This is a genomic window from Pectobacterium punjabense, from assembly GCF_012427845.1.
Lineage (GTDB): Bacteria > Pseudomonadota > Gammaproteobacteria > Enterobacterales > Enterobacteriaceae > Pectobacterium > Pectobacterium punjabense.
Map to the genome: position 1 here is coordinate 1,645,403 of NZ_CP038498.1, position 22,061 is coordinate 1,667,463.

A 22,061-nucleotide genomic window follows, 5' to 3' on the forward strand; every position below is an offset into this window, starting at 1 on the left:
ACCTCAACCTTCTATCAGAATTTTTGGATCGACATAAAAGTCTACATTAAATAACGTATCATCAGACAACGCTTCAATTCTGTGCCATTTTTCTGGAGGAAATATGCCAAATTGCCCTGCTTCAATCGTCAGCGTTTCAATTGGCTCAGGACTCGTCTCATCGGCATAGCCATAATAACGAATCGTCCCTTGCATTACGCACAAACGCGGGTAAACACCTTGCCGTGTTCCTGCGTCTAAATGGCGCTGCCAGATTGACGCGGGGGCAGTCTCTTTTGTCCAAAAAGGGGTTGTGCGGGTATGAACATAATTCGCAGGTATGACAATTCGTTCCATGTTTAAACCTCATGCTTTACCCAGCCACATGCGGGTTGGGAGGGGAAAAACCATATAATGCATATCATATACCTCTTTTAAGGCTTGTGAATTATTTTTTGCCAATTAATTTTTTACAATGCCGAAACGCCTCATAAAAGGGCTCTGTTATCAAGCGGAAGTGTGTCACATGTCGGTTATTTTTATCAGCCAGTAAGTTGAAAGGAAGCCTAGCGCTAAGGAATAGTTACATTAAGTTATTTATTAATAAACTACTTATTGGGGATAGAGAGTTTATAAAAATATAACTATAACTACTCAATTATGGTTATTGTTAAGTGGAAGTCAAAAGAGTAGAAATGAGGAATGTAACGATAATCTATGATGAGGTTTTAACTCAGATGAAAAAGAATGTAAAACTCAGTTCGTTTTATTATGGATTTCCGGTTTTCCTCGTTACGACGATGGATAATAGCAACGGAAATATTAATATTGCTTCTATCTCATCATCAATATCCCTCGGGGATAAAATCATTATCGGTGTCAGCAAAGGCAGCAAAACCTACGATAATCTATTATCCGGATCGGATGTTGTTATCAATATTCCTGATTACAAACTTTGGGAGAAGGTTGAAGAGCTTGGCAAGTTGACTGGAAACGAGACACTATCTGAAGGGCAGATAAAATGGGGCGTTCAGATATGTCACGATAAATTTGCCAAAGTGGGTCTTCATACTGAAGCCTCTACAGATATTACTCCGCCTCGGGTTATTGAATGTCCCATTCAGGCAGAATGTAAGACTGTCAGCACGACAGACAAGGGGCGTTTTATTCTGGTCGAGTTAGACATCATTAATGTTTGGGTGGATAGCGAATTATTAGGGTCAAATGATGTTATCGACTCGTCGAAATGGAAACCTTTGATATATAACTTCCGCGAGTACGATACTACGGGTGATGCATTAGGGTTTAATTTTAAATACGGCCATTAATATCGTAGCATAAAGGTTGTCGCTGTATTAGCAAGTGGCAACCTATCTCATCCCTTCTTCTCCTGGAGTCCCAAGTCGTTAACTCTTAAACGATTGACGGAGAGTTGCTGAAAATATGACACAGCGTACTTTACGTACGGTGAATGTGCGTTTTCCTACGCAGATAAATTGTTGGTATACTGCCAAAGCCTTCCTTCATTTTCTCTTTTTCCCCCTCCTTTTTAATATCTTTTTACTCTGCCTTCTTCAGAGGAGAATTGTATGACTAATATTCAGCAACGTATTGTGCTAACCGGAGGACCCGGGTCAGGAAAAAGTACGCTTATCGACGCCCTTACTCAACGTGGGTACACATGCTCAACAGAGGCGGGTAGAGCCATTATTCAGGATCAGCTTGCTATTGGTGGAAACGCGCTGCCGTGGGGAGATCGTGCGGCATTTGCAGAAATGATGCTGTGCTGGGAAATGCGTTCGTATCACCACCTTGACGACGGTAATACACCGTGCTTTTTCGATCGGGGACTCCCTGATATAGCGGGCTATCTGAGCCTTTGTGAATTACCTATTCCAATGCATCTGGAGGAAGCATTACGGCAATGTCGCTACTTTGAACATGTATTTATTGCCCCGCCATGGCGCGAAATTTATGCGCAAGATACGGAGCGAAAACAATCTTTCGAAGAAGCCGTATTAACCTATCAGGTTATGCTTGATACATATCAAAAATATGGTTACCAGTTGTGGGAACTTCCGCGCGTTTCGGTCGATGAACGCGTCAGTTTTATCATATCAAAGATGCACTCGATGGTGCTCATATAGCAAAACGGCCGCTTAAAGAAACTTAAGCAGGATTTTGAGTCAGGCAACACAATATATGACTCATTCTTCCCTGAAATACGAGTCAGATGGAACGCGATATTGTTCTGATAATTTGGCGATGTGCGCTGTACAAAAATCGATATAGGCTCTGGCCGTTGAAGAGATGTACTGCTGCTTTTTGTATACCAGATGCAAAGACGAATAAGGTAACGGATACTCCGGCAGCAGCTCTGGCAAGGTGATCTTTGTCAACCGTATTTCGCGTTTGTCTGCTGATCTAAATGACTTCTTCAGTGCGCTTGAAATGGAGAAAGCGTTTGTATGTTGCTGGTCAATGGGATGCTCCGTTATCTGGAGCTACATTATTTGACGCTTCGGCATATCAAAATAAGCAGAAAGAAAATCCAGCAATGCGCGTAGTGCTTTCGACATGAATTGTCTTGACGTGTAAACCCCATAGATGCCCATTTCATGAGATTTGTAATCTGGGAGGAGATGAACCAACGAACCGTTTTCCAGATGGGGAGCCGCAAGGTACAAGGGCAGCTTTGCGATACCCATTCCTTGTAGTGCCACATCCATCAATACATTACCTTCGTTCGTGGAAAGACTACCGTTAATCGGCACACTGTATAATTCGTTCTGGTTACGAAATTGCCATTCAAACTTAGTGGAATAAACATGGGTGAGACAGTTATGTGCCGTAAGATCTGAAGGATGCTCAGGGATTCCGTTTCGCGTCAGATAGGCAGCAGAGGCACAAATTACGGTATGACAGGTGGCAAATTTTTTAGCAATTAGGCCTGGCTCAAGATCGCTGGTTATTCGTATGGCCAGATCGATACTATCTTCTACCAGATTAAGGCGCTGCTCTCCCAATATTAAGTCAATTTTAACAGCAGGATAACGCGCCATATAGGCTGTCAGAGCTGAAGAAAGATGCGTTTGCCATAACCAGCTACTCGCGGTGATGCGTAGCAGCCCATTGGGTTCAGTTTCATCAACTTTTGACTCGGCTTCGAGCAATTCAATGCGGTTCAAAACCTCTTTACACTGTAATAGGCAGGCCTCTCCGGTTGGAGTCAGGCCAAAACGACGTGTTGTTCGGTGCATTAACCTTGCACCTAGCCAATTTTCCAGCTCAGCCAAGTACCGAGTAACCATTGCCCGCGACATATCGAGTCGCTCCGCGGCGGCGGTCTGGCTTTTGTGTGTAACTACTGTCACAAAAACTTTCATCGCAGTGAGCCGGTCCATATAACCTCACAAAATTAAGCTGACATCATCAACAATCGATATTTATAGGTTGTTTTTATACGCAAAGCAATTGGGGCAATTGCTCGCATACATTAAGTCTAAAACCTACTATTTGACTGATTTATGCAATAAATCAGCCACCGCTACGATGTTTTTTTATACCCCATGGGCCAGTAGACTGAACTCGCCAACTTATTGTTTCACCAGCACCAAGGCATACTTACTCATTATCAGAGGAATAATCATGAAAATTGCACTCGTAGCGCCTACCGGTAAAATTGGGTCTGAAATTGCCAAAGAAGCACTTCGTAAGGGACATAAGGTCATTGGTATTGTCCGCACTCCCCGAAATGCCCCAGAAGCACTGAAGGCTGTTGAATTTAAAGTCGTTGATATATTTGATACACACGCTTTCGCTGAAGCAATCAAAGAAGCTGATGTCCTAGCAAGTGCTTATGGAGCACATGGCGATCATATTGATACTGTTACTGAAGCGGCGAAAGCGATTGTGTCGGCTGCACGGGTAGCGGGCATAAAGCGTGTCATTGTTGTCGGTGGTGCCGGCAGCCTTGAGGTTGCACCGGGTTCTAAGCTGGTTGACGCACCTTATTTCCCTGAAGACTACAGACCATACGGCCAGGCACACGACAGAGCCTTCCAGATTATCAATAAAGCAAGCGATCTGGAGTGGACATTCTTCTCGCCAGCTGCAGAAATCGGTCCGGGGGCCAAGATAGGTCATTATCATGTCGCCGCTAAAACACTGCAAAAAGATACGAAAGGCAAGAGTAGTATTTCTTATCCTGACTATGCTGAAGCTTTTGTGGCAGAAATTGAAAATGGCAACTACGTCAAAAATATTATGACGGTTGCCTATAAATAACCTGGATTTTTTCATCTCTCATGGGGATGCAGATACTCTGCATCCCCATGCTAAAGGAAAAAATAGCATAGATTCTTAAATCGAATCGGTATGCACTTTACTGCATAAGACGGCTTCGTACACATCTAACACTCAGAAATGTGCAGCCCCGATAGACGGGAATCGCCTACCATTCACCCTTGAAAGTACTCAGGAAAAAATACGCCTTGCGGAAGACGTCTGGAATTCAATTAATCCAGAGCGTGTTTCGCTTGCTTATACCCATGATTCATTCTGGCAAAATCGAGGAGAGTTTATCGTCAGGCGTGACGAAGCGATTCTTTTAGTCGTTAAGAGACAGTAGAGGGTCACTTCATTATCGAACCTGAAAGACCCCAAATCTGACCACCACATTCTTCCGATGCGGAGGGGAAATGGCATGGGCATCGGGAACGGCTTTAAGGTGTAACGTATTGAATAAAATGCTAAAAGCAAAAATCCCGCTTAAGTTTCCTTAAGCGGGATTTTCTATGTATGGCTCCTCTGACTGGACTTGAACCAGTGACATACGGATTAACAGTCCGCCGTTCTACCGACTGAACTACAGAGGAATCGTGTTGACGGGGCGCATAATAACGGCGTGTGTTGCACATGTCAAAGGCGTAAACCACAAAATTGCACTGTTCGGTGAGAGAATGCGCAATCTGCCGATATTTTTGGCAAATATCGGCATTGCAGCGTATTTCTCTATCGTTACGGTTGGTTTATTGGTGTTTTTTGTTTATCGGAAAAGGCATATAGCGGCCCTTTTCCTGACAGAGTGAATAGAGATATCGTCGTAAAGGAGAGGGCGATGCCGCCTAAAATCAGGTAAGTGCCATGAAAGCCGATACTGTCATACATATTGCCAGCAAAGATGGACATGAAAATGATTGATATCTGTTTGAAGAAACAGAAGCACACCAGATAAATAGTCGCAGAAAAGCGGACTTCAAAGACAGTGGTAATGTATTTGAAGCAACCGACAATCAGGAAAGGAACTTCAAACATGTGTAGCGTTTTCAGCACAATCACTTCCAGTACAGAATCGGCAAAAGCAGAGCCAATAATTCGCACGGACATAATCGTCCCGGCGATGAGAAGCGCGTTCTTACCGCCGATACGGTTCACAATCAGAGGAGCGAAGAACATGATGGTGGCATTAAGTAATTCACCCAGCGTAGTGACATAACCAAATACTCTTGTACCTTCCTGTCGGGTCTCGAAAAACGAGGTGAAGAAATTGGCAAACTGCTGATCGAACACATCATAAGTACAAGAAACGCCGACGACATAGAGAGTCAGGAACCAGATTTTACGTTCTTTTAGCAGTTCAGCTGCCATTTTCAGGCTGAAGGGTTTCTGGTTGGAGCCTACCTGGTCGGCAACGATAGCGCTGGAGGAGGCCTCTGGTTTTGCTAGCAGCAACAGGATGGCGAGGATGACTGCACAACCTGAGCCAAGCCAGAAAACAAACTGGTTATTGATGGTAAACATGATGCCAACAATGGACGCGCAGAGCGCCCAACCGAGACAGCCGAACAGGCGTGCACGGCCAAATTCAAACTGGCTACGGCGACTGACTTTCTCGATGTAGGCTTCAATGGCTGGTGCACCTCCGTTGTTGATAAACCCCAGATAAATACCACCGACGATAGAACCCAAAACGATATTGTATTTTAACAATGGACCAAAAACATAAATAAAGAACGGCGCAAAAAAAACCAGCATTATGGTGATAATCCATAGCAGATGTTTTCTCAGTCCTAATTTATCTGAAAGTAAGCCAAATATAGGTTGGAATAGTAAAGCGAAAAAAGAAATACAGGCAAAAATGATTCCTGTGTCACTTTTACTTATTTGATTAATGTCATGGAGCCAAATAGGGAAGAAGGGGAAGTAAGCCCCCATGATGAAGAAATAGAAAAAGAAAAACAGGCCGAATATCCAAAAATTCTTGTTATGTAGGTAATACATGTTGTTTTCTCCGATATGCATTATACCCGTCATACTTCGAGTTGTATGTGCGTTGGCTGCGTTACTCGGCACACTGGCGTGTACCTCGCCCCGTTGGGGCCGCTGCAAGCAGCGTTCAAACCTGCCTCGGGCAGGTTTGTCAGTCACCCGAATCACTTACTTGAGTAAGTTCATCGGGATTCCCTCACTTGCCGCCTTCCTGAAACTCGAATTATTTAGGGTATATATCCGCAACGTTTATGTTTACGACGGATATATACTTTCTGGATACAACTAGAATGGAAAGAGACGGTATAACCCGTGCTCTTTCGTTATTTTTTTAATACTCTTTTTTCATATCAATACGGTTAGTGATGTTGAATAGCGACGCGATAGTGATAATGCGTCGCTGTTAGCAAATCATCGCGATGGACGCTGGGACTCCAGGAGTCATCACCACCAATTCCCATGTGGAAACCATCCAGATTGAGCCAAACGCCTTTTTCTTTTTCTAGTAAATGATGGTGGGTGCATGTCATCAGTTGTGTGAGTCCGTAGCGGCTTATCCCGAAATGGAAATTTCCGGTGATAACCCATTTTCCATATGTCAGCATACGTGTGTTGCAGCGTAATCCGTTCTCCGATGGGAAAATGTAGGGCGTGTGAAGGTCATCTAGCGGCAGGCTCCAATGCCCGTGCTGTGCGGCGAGTTGCCGGTCTGGATAATTCTCATGCGGGCCAAGCCCGACCCAACTAACCTGAGGCGTGACGTCAGCTAATTGGCAGCTCAAGCCCACTCTGGCTAGCGAGGGCAGTACCGTTGCAGCATCAACATCGACATCAACGGTCATCATGCCGTGCGCATCAATCTGCCAGCACTTTTTACTCCGTAGCAGGATCTGCCCGGCATGGCGGAATACGTGCTCGGTGATAACGTGTACGGCATCGGCGAGTTGGTCAGCCTGAATGGCAACGCACTGCGCTTGCAATTGATAAAGCCCAGCCGATTTCCAGCGCTCGGCCCAGGCGCGGGGATCGATGCGATCGACTTCACTGATGCCGATGTCATTATCCAGCGGTGCCCGAACAAATTGATCCTGTAAGGGGGTTAGCAGAGTAGGGATATCTGCCGTCCACCACTGTTCTAGCCAACCGCTTTGGCGGTTAAAACGCCAACACTGCTCGCCTTGAACGATTTCAACGTACGTATCGGACGCTTGTAGAATAGGGGATTTTTTTTGCCCAGAACAGGGTGCTTCGGGCTGGTGAAGCGGTGTAGGGAGTTGCCACTGATCCCACGCACAGCGATGGTTTGCCTCTGACCAGGCGGTTTTTCTGGGTTGTACGACTTCTACGTTGAGCCAGAGTTCCCCTGTGCGTTCGGCTATGGGAAGTGCCTCCAACAGCGTCAGCGTTTGAGTGGACTGCGGTGCAAGCGTCAACGGTAACGAACCTTGCGCAAGCGTGCCGCCGTTCAGCGTAATGCACCAGTTCAACTGCTCGTTGTCCGTATGGCGAAACAGATATTCGCTGGTGACGCGTAACTCACATGGGAATTCAGCTTGCCAGGTGAATTGAATATGCTGCTGTGCCCGCTGAGCTTCATATAAGCTGGGGTGCGGGGTGCGATCGGGAAAAAGCAGGCCGTCCAGACAGAACTGGCGATCGTTAGGCGTGTCGCCAAAATCTCCACCGTACGCCCAGTAGACATTGCCCTGTTCATCATGACGAGTCAGCGCTTGATCGACCCAATCCCAGATGAATCCGCCCTGTAACCGGGGATATTGACGAAATGCTTTCCAATAGCGGGCGAATCCCCCCAAGCTGTTGCCCATCGCGTGAGCGTACTCACAAAGGATAAGTGGCCGCTGTTCATCCGGCATACTGACCCATTTTGTGATCGACCACTTAGGCACGCTGGGGAAGGGTTGGTCTTCATCAACGCGGGCGTACATTGGGCACACAATGTCGGTTGCACGACTATTCGCGCCGCCACCTTCGTAATGCACGGGGCGGGTCGGATCGTGGCGTTTGATCCACTGGTAAAGTGCATCATGGTTTGCGCCATAGCCAGATTCATTCCCCAATGACCAAATAATGATGCAAGGATGATTACGGTCGCGTTGCACCATCCTCGATACACGTTCACTGTAGGCTGGCAACCAGGCAGGGTCATCCGAGAGACGGTTCATCGGCTGCATGCCGTGTGTCTCAATGTTTGCCTCATCGACAACATACAAACCGTAGCGATCGCATAGCCGATACCACAACGGGTGGTTTGGGTAATGCGAACAGCGTACCGCGTTAAAATTATGCTGCTTCATCAGCATAATATCGTGCAGCATCGTGTCTTCGTCCATGACCTGGCCGTGCTGTGGATGGTGCTCGTGGCGGTTAACGCCGCGTATCAGTAACGGCTTGCCATTTAGCAGTAGCAGGCCGCTGCGGATTTCAACTTTTCTGAAACCAACATCATAAGCCTCCGCTTCGATTAGCTCGCCTTCTACGGTTTCCAGTGCAATGACGGCGCGGTACAGGTGTGGCTGCTCGGCACTCCACAGCTCCGGCTGCGGCACATCAATACGGAGAGAAGCTTTGTCGTGGTAGGCCCCGCGTTCATCGACAATATTGCAACCGAACGCCTGGCGTGCATCGCCGATGCGTTTATTACCACGCCAGAGCTGTGCGTGGATGCGATAGTTTTTAACCTCAACTTCGGGGATCGCGGCTTTTACCTGAATATCCAACGTGCCGTGGCGGAAATCGGTACTAAGTGGAGTAGTCAGTTGGATATCGCTGAGGTGAACCGCAGGCTTATGTAGCAGCGTGACGTCGCGGAAAATACCGCTCATACGCCACATGTCCTGATCTTCCAGATAGCTTCCGTCAGACCAGCGTAGCACCATTACCGCCAGTCGATTCTCACCAGCGGCCAGATAAGGACCAATATCAAACTCCGCAGGCAGACGGCTATCCTGTGAATACCCCACCCAGTGGCCGTTACACCAGAGATAAAAAGCGGAATTGACGCCATCAAAAATAATCCGGGTTTGTCCGCTGCTGAGCCAGTCGCGATTGACTTTAAAAGTGAGCGAGTAACAACCTGTAGGGTTATCCTTTGGTACATAAGGCGGATTGACGGGGATCGGGTATTTTACGTTGGTGTAAATCGGGGTGTCATAGCCCTGTAGTTGCCAATTGGAAGGTACAGGAATAGTAGTGGAGTCAGGTAGATCTTGCTGTAGCCAGCTTTCTGGTACGGCTTCCGGGCGAGTGAAATAATGGAATGACCATTCGCCATTCAAGCGACGTAGCCGCTGAGAAGGCTCATCTTGCTGTGCAGCAGCCACGCTGCGCCAGCTGTTGAACGGTGGGTGAGCGGGGAGCCGCTGATAGTGAGTACAGGCTGGATTTTCCCAATCACGTCGGGCAAGGATCTCTTGCAGTGTGGCGCGATGGCGTACTGGATACGGTAAAACGGTATCGCTCATGATGGCTTGGCTCCTGAACGTCTTGAGTCTGTTTCTGTGATTGGATATTTAAATTGTTATTCGCTCACAATTTCTGTTGCTCATAACATATCGACTCGTCAGGGCGAGTAAAGTGGAACGTGACAATAAAGTGGAAGCGATCACAAAGATCGTTTGTAAAATGAGTGGCGATACATCGAACTTGGAAAGCGCTACGCAAGAAATCAACGAGAGATGATAAATAACTTATTGTTTATCATCTTATTTTGTTAGGGTTTGACATCGATGGGGAAAAAGGTGCTGTTGTGTAAAGGGTTACAAGTCGTGTAAGGGGTTACAAACATAAAGGGTTACAGCCTTTGTAGCTGGCGTGTAATGTCCAACAGGTTTTTGGTGAGTTCTTGCAGGGAGGCATGGGTTGATGAATGTACGGCGGTGCTATGGCGTACGATCAGTTCGGTGGGTAACAGCAGTGATGTGCTCTGGGTAGGATCGCGCAGCGTGGCGAGCAAACGAGTGACGCCTTCTTTACCTAATAGCCTGAAATCCTGGCGAATGGTTGTCAGTGGCGGAGTGTAATAGGCGCTGTCCTGGGTATCGTCAAAACCGATCACTGACATCTGTTCCGGTACGCGCAGGCCATACTCGTGCAGCGCACGCAGGACGCCAAGCGCCATTTGATCGTTCGCGACAACAATGGCGGAGACGCGCAGGGATTCTCCCAGCAGGGCTAGCGTCTGGTGGTAACCGGATGCGGCGCTCCAGTCACCGTGTAGCACTGAAGCGGGGGGGAGCTGCTGTTTTTCCAGCTCGGCTAGCCAGCCTTCATAACGCAGACGGGCGGAGATCGACGCCATTGGTCCGGTCAACAGGGCGATGTGTTGATGCCCCAGCTGTACCAGATGCGTGATGGCTAAGCGTGCGCCGTGATCGGGGTCGAACATGACGTTGAGTATGTCGGTATGCGGATCGGCATCCATAAACAGGACGGGGGTGTCGGCACAGGTCTGGCTAATGTGGGCGACTTCATCCGTGGATAGCGGAACATTCACGATAACGCCGCTGACACGCTGAGAAAGCAGGTCGTTAACGGCATTATTGCAGGTGTTGACATCCGGGCTGCTCAGCATGGACATCACGATGTTAATCCCTAGCTGACTGGCGGTGGTCTTAATCGCGGCGGCAATTTGTGAAGGCGCGTGTAGTGACAGATCGGTAGTGACCAGCCCCAGTGTGGTGATGGTTTTTCCTGCCAGCTGCTGTGCAACGCGGTTTGGCGTGTAGTTAAGTGCCGCCATCGCCTGTTCCACTTTACTGCGAGTACGGGATGAAACATGAGGCGCTTGATTCAGCACGCGGGAAACCGTCTGATAGGAAACCCCTGCGTACTCGGCGACATCGTTTAAGGTTATGGGTTTCTGTTTCATAGCGGCTATTCCGTGCGTGATTCCATGCGTAAAAGAGCATCATCATAACAAATCGCACAGGGAATCCGTAACAGGCGTATGTATTCCGACACAATCAAAATAGACCGAAGAGAAACTGAGGTTCGTAGGCGTTTTTAGATGTTTGTAAAAAGTAAAACTGGGAACTGACACTAACGTTCAGACTGATAACAAACCTATGTGCAGAATTAAAACGGGAGTAACGGAATAGAAGAGTAAAGCGTTTGCGCCATGGATGGCGCAATCCGAGCGTACAGGGATGTATTTACAGCGTCTTTACGATCTATCCGTTACTACCGCTCGACGACCTTTGTCCTCAAACCGGGAGCAAGCGCTCCCAGTTTGAGGGAGGGTTACTTGATGTTTACTGCTCGGACAACACAAACATGCCGTAAGGATGAATTTGCAGATAGTAGCTGTCGCCTGGATTCGGCTGAAGCTGGGTCGCGTTAACCTGCAACAGCATCGACTGCCCGTGCCAGTCTACCTGCACTTCGTACTGCGGCCCCATATAGGCGACCTGTGTGATCGTGCAGCGCTGGCTTTCTTCGCCCTGATGGCTGAGCGTAATCGCTTCCGGGCGAATACCAACGGTCGATTCGCTTAATCCGGCGGCAAAACCCTGCGGACGCGGAATGAGGTAGCCATAGATGTTCACGTTGTCTGCCGTAAAGGTCGCTGGGAAGATATTGGCATCTCCCATAAAGCTGGCCATGAAGCGGGAAGCCGGCTGGCGATAGAGCTCCTGCGGCGCGCCCAACTGCATGATTTTGCCTTTGTTCATGACTAGAACCATGTCCGACACCGCAAAGGCTTCACTCTGATCGTGCGTCACATACAGCGAGGTGATATTGAATTGCTGCTGAAGTTCGCGGATTTTCTCACGCATACTGCGGCGCAGGTTGGCATCGAGGTTACTCAGTGGCTCATCGAACAGCAGGACTTTAGGCTTGAGGATCAGCGCACGAGCTAAAGCGACACGCTGTTGCTGTCCACCGGAAATCTGGTCGACGTAGCGATCTTCAAACCCCTCCAGGTCGACCAGCGCCAGCGCTTCTTTGACGCGCTGATTGATTTCCGCCTTCGGACGACCGAGCATTTTCAGCCCGTAGCCAATATTTTCGCCCAGCGACATGTGTGGGAAGAGGGCGTAAGACTGGAACACCATGCAGATATCACGCTGTTGAATTGAGCGCTCGGTGACGTCTTCGCCATCGATGAAAATCTGGCCTTCCGTCGGTTTTTCCAGCCCAGCAACGGCACGGAGTACCGTGGTTTTACCGCAGCCTGATGGCCCCAGCAGCGTGACCATTTTTCCCTGTGGGATCGCCAGATTCAAATCATCAATGACGGTGTTGTTGCCGAAACGTTTAGTGACGTGCTTCAGTTCGACAAAGTTTTTTTCAGTATTCAAGGTAATCACTCCGCTTAGTCACTATTCTTGGCTTTTGTGCGGGAAACCCGCGCTTCACCGACCAGATAATCGAACAGGAAAATAATGGCCAGCATGACCACAATCAGGATGGAACCGTAGGCAATCGCCATACCGTATTCACCGTCTTCCACGCGGTTAAGAATGTAAGACGTGGCGACGCGGGTATCTGGCGTAACCAGGAAGATAATGGCGCTGACGGTAGTAATGGCACGCACGAAGCTGTAAATCAGCGCGGACAGAATGGCCGGACGCAGCAGCGGGAGCAGAATATAGAATACTGTGCGCATCGAGCCTGCCCGCAGACTAAGCGATGCTTCATCGAGCGATTTATCTAACTGTCCCAGTCCGGCGATACCCGCACGGATACCGACCGGCACGTTACGCATGACCATCGACATGATGACAATCACCGCCGTTCCCGTTAAATAAACTGGCGCACTGTTAAAGGCCAGGATGTAGGACACACCCGCCACGGTGCCCGGCACGGCAAAGCACAGCATGGTAGTGAACTCGATAGCCTTTTTGCCGTAGAACTGTTGGCGTACCACGATGTAGGCGATAAGCAGCCCGAACAGTGCCGTAATCGGTGCGGCGATACCTGCGAACAGCAGCGTATCCAGCAGGGAAGGCCAGGCGCCGTCGTTAAAGCCTTGTCCGAACAGTTTGCTGAAGTTGTCTAGCGTCAGGGTGTAATCCACGCCCCAGTTAACGGTAAAGCTGCCGTAGAAAATGCTGCCGTACAGCAGAACGTTAAAGGCAATCCAGATATAGAGCAGGATGCTGACGATCCACACCAGCGAAATAGGCAGCGGCTGTACATCACCCCGGTAGGATTTACCGGAAATCGTGACGTAGGAGCGTTTACCGATCCACAGATATTGCACGCAGAACACGGCCAGTGAGAACACCAGTAGGACAACACCGAGCGTACTGGCTGACTGGTAATCCAGCTGTGCCCCGGTGATATAGAAGTAAATCTGTGTGGCGAGTACGTCGAAGTTTCCACCCAGCACCAGTGGGTTACTGAAGTCGGCCAGCGACTGGACGATTACGATCAGGAACGAGTTGGCGAGTGCTGGTTTCAGCAGAGGTAGGAAAACCCGCTGAAAGGTTTGGTAGCGGTTGGCACGTAGCGTATACGACGCTTCTTCCAGCGACGGATGAATCGTCTTCATCGCGCCTTCGAGAATCATAAACGACATTGGCGTGAAGGCGAGCACCTGTGCCAGCCAAATGCCAGTAAAACCGTACAGCCAGTTAGTGTTCGTCAGCCCGAACCAGGCTACCATCAGCTCGGTGACATAGCCGGATCGGCCCATCATCAGCGTCACACCTAACCCAACGACAAACGGTGGCGTAACGATAGGCAGAATGGAGAAAATGCGGCCAATAATTGCAGAACGGCGGGCGATGCGCGAAGTGTAGATCGCCAGCACCATTCCGAAGAAAGTACAGCCGATACCGACGGCAACCGACAGCAGGAATGAGTTCCAGATCACCCGTAAAATGTGTGTCTGACCAAAAATTTGCATAAATGCCAGCGGCGCGAATTCACCGCTGTCGTTGGTGAACATCGGGATGAAGATAGCGATGCTGGGGTAAAGAATAAAGACGCCAATCAGCGCGATGATGCTGATGAGCGAGCCGATGACGAAGCGATCGCCCCCCAGCCAGTCAAGCCGTGAGAGCGCCAGCGTAATAATCGCACTCAGCGCGACAAACAGCACAATGGTGGCATAGCCCATACCGCGGCCTTCAACTGTGGCGCTGATGACCACGAAAAGGGCACAGAACAAGGCATAAGCTGCATCAAAACGGTGGCGGCCACGCTGCTGCCGAGTGGGGGTAAGCAGTGGACGTGCTAGTAATCCTAACGGGAGCAGAAACCAGAGCAGGCTGGTATTCAGGCTCGACCAACTGTAGGCCGCCAGCAGTTCATCGCGTGAGGCATCGAGTAGGCCGTAATCCAGGCTCCACGCTGGCAGCAGCAAAAATGTTGCCGCAATCAGCGCCAGCCACAGGAATATAGGGTCCCACTTAGGCGTTGGTGAAAGAGTGAGTGTGTGTGACATAAGGTTCCCTGGTGCTTTATAGCGTTGTTTTATAAGATTGAATCGTCACAGGTATTGGTTGGTGAATAATATTGAGTAATGGTCAATCAGCGATGTTGAGAACGCGGCGTTAAGCGAAACGCGATATCGCCGTGTTCTCGTTTTTTTGCAATCAATAAAGGGCAATCAGTCGAGGTTATTGACCCATTTTGACTTCGTTAACCCACTTGGAAATCAGCTCTTTACGCACGTCTGCCGCGCCGTATTTGTCCATGTCATAGTTGATCAGTTTCAGATCCTGCAATTTCAGCGACAGAGGGGACGCTTCGGCAGTGGTGTTAGTCAGGATCTGGTAGGATTGGCCTTTCTTCCAGGAGAGTTCCTGTGCTTCTTTCGACAGCGCCCAGTCAACGAACAGTTTGGCGTTATCCATATTGCGCGCGCCTTTCAGGATGCTGACGCCGCCAATTTCATAGCCAGTCCCTTCACACGGGGAGATCAATGCCAGCGGTGCGCCTTTCTCTTTTTCCAGCGAGTAGTCATGCAGGAAGCCGATGCCGATAGCGGTTTCGCCACGCGCAGCGTTACGTGCCGGGGCAATACCAGACTTGGTGTACTGCGACACGTTGGCATTCAGTTTTTTCAGGTAATCAAAAGCCTGATCCTGACCCCAAAGCTGGGAGAAGGTCGCCAGCGCGGTGTAGGCTGTACCGGAACTCTGTGGATCGGCAATCTGAATCTCGCCTTTGTAGACCGGGTTAGTCAGATCTTTCCAGCATTGCGGCACTGGCAGGTTTTTCTCTTTCAGGCGGTCGGTGTTAACGCCAAAACCGAGGATGCCGACATAAATGGCCGACGAGTAGTTGCCTTTACGTTTGGCAGGATCGCGGAACTGCGGCATGATCTGCTCAAGGTTTTTAGACTGATACGGCTCCAGTAATTCCATTTCACCGGCCTGAGATTGCGGGTCCAGCGTGCCGCCGTACCAGACATCAGCCTGTGGGTTCTTTCTCTCCGCATCGATTTTTGCCAGCGTGCTGCCCGCACTGTTACGGAGGAATGATACTTTGACATTGTATTTTTCGCTGAAAGCTTTAGTTTCTTCCTCGCAAAAGGTGTTGGTAGCACCACAATAAACGACTAAGCGGCCTTCGGCCCGAGCAGTGGTGGTGGTAACAGCAGCGACGGTCAGTCCAGCGGCGATGAGGGTCGTTAAGGTAGTCAGTTTCATGATGTTTTCCTTAGTATATCCCCGTCATACTTCAAGTTGCATGTGCGTTGGCAATACTCGGCTCATCTCTGAGCCTCGCCCTCACGGGCCACCGCAAGCGGCGTTCAAATCGGCTAGCCGATTTGTCCTCGCTCACCCCAGTCACTTACCTGAGTAAGCTCCTGGGGATTCGCTGTGTCGCCGCCTTCCTGAAACTCGAATTATTTAGGGTATAGTTATCGATTGTTATTGCTGTTTTGATGTCATTAAGCGTTCCCGGCGGCTGACACCAGCCATCAGCAGCGGCATCAATAACAGTCCGATGCAGGCTGAAGCCAACGCCAGCAGAGTAAAAAATCCCGACCATCCGTAGTGTTGCAGCACCTGTGCCAGCGGCCAGCCCGCCAGCGCTGCCCCCAGATAGGCAAACAACGCCAGAAAACCTGTCACCGTGCCTGCGGCATCCTTATGGCTGTATTCCGTCGCAGCCAGACCAATCAACATCTGTGGTCCAAAAACAAAAAAACCGATACTGAAGAAACAGGCCGCGAGCAGTGAATAATGATGAATCGGTGCCAGCCACAGCGCGGTCATGGTTAAAAACAGCCCTAATGCAAACAGCAAAATCATCGGTGCGCGTTGACCACGAAACAGCAGGTCCGAACCCCAACCGGCAAACAGCGCTCCCATCAACCCGCCCAGTTCAAACAGCGACAGCGTGGCGTTCGCGCTGAGCAGGTTGAAACCGTGGCTCTCCGACAGCCAGATGTTCCCCCAGTCATTCAGTGCGATGCGAATCAGGTACACCAGAATGTAGGAAAACCCGAGTAACCAGATGGTACGGTTACGCAAAATCGCATCGCGCAGAATCTGGCGCATTGACATCGGTGGGCTCTGTTGCTCCTGTCGAAGCTCCAGCGCATCGCGCCGCCACTGGCCGACGCTGGGCAACCCCTGCTGTTGCGGCTTATCGCACAACTGCCAGCACAGCCACAGACCAATCACAATGCCGGTGATGCCCGGCACCAGCAGCGCCGCCTGCCATCCCCATTCGGAGGCCAGATAGCCCGCCAACAGGGGAACCGCCGCACCGCCAATATTGATCGACGTATTCCAGCATCCCCACCAGAGGCCGCGCTCATTGCGCGAATACCAACTGCTCAGCAGTCTGGCGCAAGGCGGCCACCCCCAGCCCTGAAAGAACCCATTCAGCGCCCAAACAATCAGCAAACCCGTGAGCGACTGGCAGTACATGAACAGAATATTCAGCACGCCGGTAATCATCAGCCCGACACCCATAAACCAGCGCACCTGGCTGCGATCGCACACGATGCCGGAGATAAATTTTGACGCGCCATAACAGAGATAAAACAGCGTCCCTAGCAGACCGATATCGCCTTTGCTTAACCCTAATTCCAACTGCATCACCGGCATGACGAAGTTGATGCTCTTACGCGTCAGGTAAAACGTGGCATACCCGATGACCATGGAAATCAGCAATCGCGGTCGCCAGTAGCGATAACGCTGGCTGATTTGTGTGGGTGAAAGCTGTCCCGGTGAAAACATGGGTGCCTGCATGGGGTTCTCCGTCGCGTTGAGAGAAGAGTAGGGGGATGTGAATTAAAAAGGATGAGACAAGGTTTTAGGTGGCTAGGAATAATTCCTAGCTAATCGTCTTTTTGTTTAAATTTTGTGGGCAAGTTAACAATTATGTGCGTACCGCGCGGCGTGGCAGCGTCGCCAATGGTGGCGGCTTTTGCCAGCCAGTTACCGCCCAACGCCTGTACGCGTTCCTCGATGCCCCGGAGGCCAAAGCCACCGCCTGTCGGATGCGACCTGTTTTTTTGTGCGATGCCCACACCGTTATCAATGACGTCGAGTGTAATCAGGTCATCCTGTTGGGAAAGGCGAACCGTAATCTGCGTGGCGCTGGCGTGCTTGTTGATGTTGTTAAGCAGTTCCTGCACCAGCCGATAAAGGGTGAAAACCACCACGTCATCATGAGGGGGGGTGGGAAGCTGATAATCCAACTGAAACTGGATGCCGCGAGCCGCGAAGGCGAACTCATCCGCCAGATGGTGCAGCGCTTTATCCAGCACCATTTCATCCAGCACTGGTGGGCGCAACTGGCGCAGCAGCTGGCGCGTGGTGTGATGGATTCGCCGCGACAGCTCACCGATTTGCCCGGCGGCATGCTGGGCTGCCTCAGCGGGAGCGCTGTGTTTCACCAGCATGGCCTGAATTTGAATCGCAGTGATGTTTTGGCCGATATCATCGTGCAGCTCACGTGCGATCTCTTTGCGCACGGCTTCTTCGGTATGAATAATGCGTTCCATCAGCCGGCGTCGGGTTTTTAGCTCCTTTTCCAACTGCTGGCGGTAGCGCTGAAGACGCTGTGCCAACTGTTGCTGACGGCTTATCGCGATCCCCAATCCAATGCCGAGCAGTGCCTGCGTAGAGAGAAACAGCTCTAGTTCGAGCAGGTCATCAAAGGCTCCGCTCACCTGGCGAGTGACGGCAATCATCAGGCTGCCGAGTACGGCGGAAAGCACGCCACCTTGCCAGCCGAATTTATACGCCATCACCACATTGGGCAGAAAAACGAAGATCAGCAGTAGGCGTTCCATCTCGGGTGTAAATGCCATTTGCAGGCAAACGCCAATGGAAAAAAACAGCGAGCACCAAATCAGCAGCGAGGTACGCAGCGGCGGATCGGGGATCTCCTGCGCCAGTAACGTCTGCAAGTGCTGCTGTTTGATGTATTCGTACAGCAGATAGATGAATGGGATCAGCAGGACGCCGCCGGTAAACGTTGCCAGCAGCGTTTGTGTCAGTTGCGAGTGTAACCAGGGGCCGATAGCGATACCATGCAAAAGGGTGTTGAGCGTCAGCGCCGCCAGCAGCAGCAGGAGCCGTTGCCAATAAAGCGTATAGCGATGCCAGATTTTATGCGTGATGATGGCCGGAATCAGGCTGAGGAACGGAGAAAGTAGCAGCAGCGAACGCGTTATGAGCTGCTCGCTAATAAGCCAGCTCTGGATGGCGATTTCCGCAAGCAGTAAGGTCGGCCAGTACTTTCTAGGCAGCAAAATCATCAACGCCAGCCGCAGCCCTTGCGGTAACAGCAGCGCCGCCTGCTGGCCGTTGTTGCTCAAATAGAAACTGATGGTCCACAGCGCTAGCCAAATCAGGCTATAGAAAAAGGCCAGAAACAGCGTCATGCCGATGACGTGCAGGCGGCGCATGATTTATTTTCCAGCCAGCAATTGGTGTTGCAGCGCAAAGTGCACCAGTTCTACTGTGGACTCACACTGTAACTTACTGAGAATATTGGCACGGTGAACGTGAACGGTCTTATGGCTAAGTTCGAGCTGTTCAGCGATGCTTTTTACACTAATTCCATTGATCAGCAAGCTGAATATTTCCCGCTCGCGCGGTGTCAGCGCCAGCAGCTCTTTCGGTGGCTGCTGCTGATGGCGAATGGCGTGCAGTGCATCGGCGCACAGGTAAAGGCCGCCGCTGCTGACTACGCGAACCGCCTGCACTAATTCTTCCGGGCCACAGCGCTTTGTGAGATAGCCCCCCGCACCTGCGTCTAACGCACTTTGTACAAATGCAGTGGTGTCATAGATGCTCAGAATAATGGCGCGAAAATTAGGGCGCTGTTGACGCAGACGGGTTAATAACGACAGGCCGCTTTCATCCGGCATAGCGATATCAATCACGGCCACATCAATCGGCTGTTTGAGCAAATGCGGCCATGCCTGCGCCGCTGAAGCATATTGGCCAACGACCTGAATATCATTCTCTAATGTCAGAAGTTGTGCAAAGCCAGACCGTACAACGATGTGATCGTCAACCAAAGCCACATTAATCATGGTTCGCCGTGTGAATCCAAAGTCATCAAAACGTCATAATGCGGGGGAATGCAGAGGCGAGCAATAGCAGATAGGTAAAATGGAATCGGCTTAGCAAATATCACCACACTTATTGTCCGAATGATGAAAAGCATATTGATAGAACGCGGAGTTATTTGACTCGGTTAATCGAGAGACATACTGTTTTTCTCTTTAAATCTATATGTTTATGATGTCAGGGAATCAGAATGATGAAGAAATGGCGTATAGCGCTGGTGGCGGGAATGGTCACCGCGTCAATGGCATTGACTGCGTGTGATAATGCAGGCAATTCTGCCAATCATATTAAAGTTGGTGTGATTAATGGCGCGGAACAGGATGTTGCTGACGTCGCGAAGAAAGTCGCAAAAGAAAAATATAATCTGGAGGTTGAACTGGTTGGGTTTAGCGGGTCGCTCTTGCCGAACGAGGCGACGGATAAACGCGATCTGGACGCGAATGTATTTCAACACCGTCCTTTTCTGGAACAGCAAAACCGTGAACACGGCTATAAGCTGGTGGCAGTAGGAAATACCTTTGTTTTCCCAATGGCAGGGTATTCGAAGAAAATTAAGAATATCAACGATCTAAAAAATGGCGATACTATCGCGATTCCTTTCGATCCCACCAATCTGGGGCGAGCCTTGTTATTGTTGGAAAAAACCGGATTAATTACTCTGAAGCCGGATACGGGGTTATTGCCGACAGTGCTGGATATCACGACCAATCCGCATAACCTGCGTATTATGGAAGTCGAAGGAGCACAGTTACCACGTTTGTTAGACGATCCACAAGTGACAATCGCAATTATTAGTACGACCTATATTCAGCAGACGGGCTTAACGCCAACGAAAGACGGTATTTTTATTGAAGGTAAAGAATCTCCGTATGTGAATATCATCGTGACCCGTGAGGATAATAAAGAGGCGGAGAACGTGAATAAATTTATTAAAGCCTATCAGTCTGATGAGGTTGAGCAGGCTGCTGACCGTATTTTTAACGGTGGTGCAGTAAAAGGGTGGTAATACTCATTCTGGCGCTGCCATTCTTTTACTAAAAGGATGGCAGCTTATCAATTGATAATTTAATTATTTGAAAGGTTGTTTTTTTATTAAACTCGATTAATAAGCATAATAAAATCCCCTATATACACTCTTTAATTGTCGGCGGTGTGTTATTTGTTATCGATTAAATAACGCATTAAAAGACACTACTATTCACTAATTGTAAAGAGGGATATTTATGGCTTATCCAACAACGAATCTTACTGGGATTATTGGTTTTGCAAAAGCAGCGAATGTTACCGGAGGAACGGGGGGTAAAGTTGTGACGGTAAATTCTCTGGCAGATTTTAAATCAGCCGTGAGCGGTTCCACAAAAACCATCGTAGTGCTGGGCGCATCGTTGAAAGCATCAGCATTAACCAAAGTCGTATTTGGCAGTAATAAAACCATTGTCGGTTCTTTCGGCGGGGCTAATGTACTGACCAATATCCACCTGCGTGCTGATAGCAGCTCGGCTAACGTCATTTTTCAGAATCTGGTTTTTAAACACGATGTCTCCATCAAGGATAATGATGATATTCAACTGTATTTGAACTACGGTAAAGGCTATTGGGTGGATCACTGCTCATGGCCGGGACATACGTGGAGTGATAGTGATGGCAGTCTCGATAAATTGATTTATATCGGTGAAAAAGCGGATTACGTCACGATCAGTAACTGCTTATTCTCAAACCATAAATATGGCTGCATCTTTGGTCATCCGGCAGATGACAATAATAGTGCCTACAATGGCTACCCACGTTTGACCATCTGCCACAACTATTACGAAAATATTCAGGTTCGTGCACCTGGCCTGATGCGTTATGGTTATTTCCATGTCTTCAACAACTACGTCAATAAATTCAATCTGGCTTTTACAGTCGCGCAGAATGCCAATGTACTTTCTGAACGCAACGTATTTGGCACCGGTGCGGAAAAGAAAGGCATGGTTGATGATAAAGGCAATGGTTCAACCTTTACGGATAATGGCAGTTCACCCGCAGCGGTAGCGAGCAAATCACCTGCGGCTAAATGGACGGCATCATCTAACTATTCATATAGTTTGATGACCACCGCGGCAGCTAAATCTTGGGTAGTTTCTAATGCAGGAGCGCAAAGTAGTACGCTCAAATTCCCATCATAATCACTGAGTGTTCTTATATTCTCAGTGTTTTATTCGAGATTAAAATTCATTAAATATTGAATGTGCGTAATATGCCACTCGGAGAATATATTAATTCCGAGTGGCATGTTTATTTTAATCGGTTAAT

The 22,061-nt window shown here is 49.3% G+C and carries 17 protein-coding genes and 1 tRNA gene; 6 read left to right on the top strand and 12 right to left on the bottom strand.

The window, feature by feature from the left end; all coding sequences use genetic code 11:
• Window positions 1-3: 3 nt before the first annotated feature.
• Window positions 4-336, bottom strand: a complete 333-nt coding sequence (locus E2566_RS07345; RefSeq protein WP_107169917.1) for a TehB family protein — start codon at window positions 334-336, stop codon at window positions 4-6.
• 380 nt (window positions 337-716) lie between these two features.
• Between E2566_RS07345 and E2566_RS07350 the strand changes: the two genes are divergently transcribed.
• Together E2566_RS07350 and E2566_RS07355 are read left to right on the top strand one after the other, a co-directional pair.
• Window positions 717-1,307 carry a flavin reductase family protein gene (locus E2566_RS07350; protein WP_107169949.1) on the top strand — a complete coding sequence of 197 codons (591 nt, stop codon included), beginning with the start codon at window positions 717-719 and terminating at the stop codon, window positions 1,305-1,307.
• Between the two features lie 261 nt (window positions 1,308-1,568).
• On the top strand, window positions 1,569-2,126 hold the full coding sequence (locus tag E2566_RS07355; RefSeq protein ID WP_107169918.1) for an AAA family ATPase: 558 nt from the start codon (window positions 1,569-1,571) through the stop codon (window positions 2,124-2,126).
• A gap of 357 nt (window positions 2,127-2,483) precedes the next feature.
• Here E2566_RS07355 and E2566_RS07360 read toward each other — a convergent pair whose 3' ends face one another.
• On the bottom strand, window positions 2,484-3,383 hold the full coding sequence (locus E2566_RS07360; RefSeq protein WP_107169919.1) for a LysR family transcriptional regulator: 900 nt from the start codon (window positions 3,381-3,383) through the stop codon (window positions 2,484-2,486).
• Window positions 3,384-3,627: 244 nt separating this feature from the next.
• Between E2566_RS07360 and E2566_RS07365 the strand changes: the two genes are divergently transcribed.
• Together E2566_RS07365 and E2566_RS22030 are read left to right on the top strand one after the other, a co-directional pair.
• The gene (locus tag E2566_RS07365) at window positions 3,628-4,266 is read left to right on the top strand and encodes an NAD(P)-dependent oxidoreductase (RefSeq protein WP_107169920.1); all 639 of its coding nucleotides are present in this window, start codon (window positions 3,628-3,630) and stop codon (window positions 4,264-4,266) included.
• Window positions 4,267-4,495: 229 nt separating this feature from the next.
• Window positions 4,496-4,609: a DUF1348 family protein gene (locus E2566_RS22030; RefSeq protein ID WP_240618647.1), complete on the top strand. Its 114-nt coding sequence runs from the start codon at window positions 4,496-4,498 to the stop codon at window positions 4,607-4,609.
• Between the two features lie 171 nt (window positions 4,610-4,780).
• On the opposite strand, the gene E2566_RS07375 is transcribed toward E2566_RS22030, so the two are convergent.
• The 10 genes from E2566_RS07375 to E2566_RS07420 all read right to left on the bottom strand — a co-directional run bounded on the left by E2566_RS07375 (window position 4,781) and on the right by E2566_RS07420 (window position 19,729).
• Window positions 4,781-4,856, bottom strand: a tRNA-Asn gene (locus tag E2566_RS07375).
• A 142-nt stretch (window positions 4,857-4,998) separates the two neighbouring features.
• Window positions 4,999-6,261: an MFS transporter gene (locus E2566_RS07380; RefSeq protein WP_107169921.1), complete on the bottom strand. Its 1,263-nt coding sequence runs from the start codon at window positions 6,259-6,261 to the stop codon at window positions 4,999-5,001.
• A 347-nt stretch (window positions 6,262-6,608) separates the two neighbouring features.
• Complete coding sequence (locus E2566_RS07385) at window positions 6,609-9,731, bottom strand: beta-galactosidase (RefSeq protein ID WP_107169923.1); 3,123 nt, start codon at window positions 9,729-9,731, stop codon at window positions 6,609-6,611.
• A gap of 329 nt (window positions 9,732-10,060) precedes the next feature.
• Complete coding sequence (locus E2566_RS07390) at window positions 10,061-11,137, bottom strand: LacI family DNA-binding transcriptional regulator (protein WP_107169924.1); 1,077 nt, start codon at window positions 11,135-11,137, stop codon at window positions 10,061-10,063.
• A 382-nt stretch (window positions 11,138-11,519) separates the two neighbouring features.
• Window positions 11,520-12,578, bottom strand: coding sequence for a ferric ABC transporter ATP-binding protein (gene fbpC / locus E2566_RS07395; protein WP_205942486.1), 1,059 nt, complete (start codon window positions 12,576-12,578; stop codon window positions 11,520-11,522).
• A 5-nt stretch (window positions 12,579-12,583) separates the two neighbouring features.
• Complete coding sequence (locus E2566_RS07400) at window positions 12,584-14,662, bottom strand: ABC transporter permease (protein ID WP_107169926.1); 2,079 nt, start codon at window positions 14,660-14,662, stop codon at window positions 12,584-12,586.
• A gap of 175 nt (window positions 14,663-14,837) precedes the next feature.
• Window positions 14,838-15,872, bottom strand: a complete 1,035-nt coding sequence (locus E2566_RS07405; protein WP_107169927.1) for an ABC transporter substrate-binding protein — start codon at window positions 15,870-15,872, stop codon at window positions 14,838-14,840.
• A 225-nt stretch (window positions 15,873-16,097) separates the two neighbouring features.
• Window positions 16,098-17,429: an MFS transporter family glucose-6-phosphate receptor UhpC gene (uhpC, locus tag E2566_RS07410; RefSeq protein ID WP_107169928.1), complete on the bottom strand. Its 1,332-nt coding sequence runs from the start codon at window positions 17,427-17,429 to the stop codon at window positions 16,098-16,100.
• 89 nt (window positions 17,430-17,518) lie between these two features.
• Window positions 17,519-19,096 carry an MASE1 domain-containing sensor histidine kinase gene (locus E2566_RS07415; protein WP_107169929.1) on the bottom strand — a complete coding sequence of 526 codons (1,578 nt, stop codon included), beginning with the start codon at window positions 19,094-19,096 and terminating at the stop codon, window positions 17,519-17,521.
• Between the two features lie 3 nt (window positions 19,097-19,099).
• Window positions 19,100-19,729 carry a response regulator transcription factor gene (locus E2566_RS07420; RefSeq protein WP_010285873.1) on the bottom strand — a complete coding sequence of 210 codons (630 nt, stop codon included), beginning with the start codon at window positions 19,727-19,729 and terminating at the stop codon, window positions 19,100-19,102.
• Window positions 19,730-19,956: 227 nt separating this feature from the next.
• On the opposite strand from E2566_RS07420, the gene E2566_RS07425 reads away from it, so the two are divergent.
• Together E2566_RS07425 and E2566_RS07430 are read left to right on the top strand one after the other, a co-directional pair.
• Window positions 19,957-20,772: a MetQ/NlpA family lipoprotein gene (locus E2566_RS07425; RefSeq protein WP_107169930.1), complete on the top strand. Its 816-nt coding sequence runs from the start codon at window positions 19,957-19,959 to the stop codon at window positions 20,770-20,772.
• Window positions 20,773-20,989: 217 nt separating this feature from the next.
• Window positions 20,990-21,934 carry a pectate lyase family protein gene (locus E2566_RS07430; RefSeq protein ID WP_107169931.1) on the top strand — a complete coding sequence of 315 codons (945 nt, stop codon included), beginning with the start codon at window positions 20,990-20,992 and terminating at the stop codon, window positions 21,932-21,934.
• The last annotated feature ends 127 nt before the right edge of the window (window positions 21,935-22,061 follow it).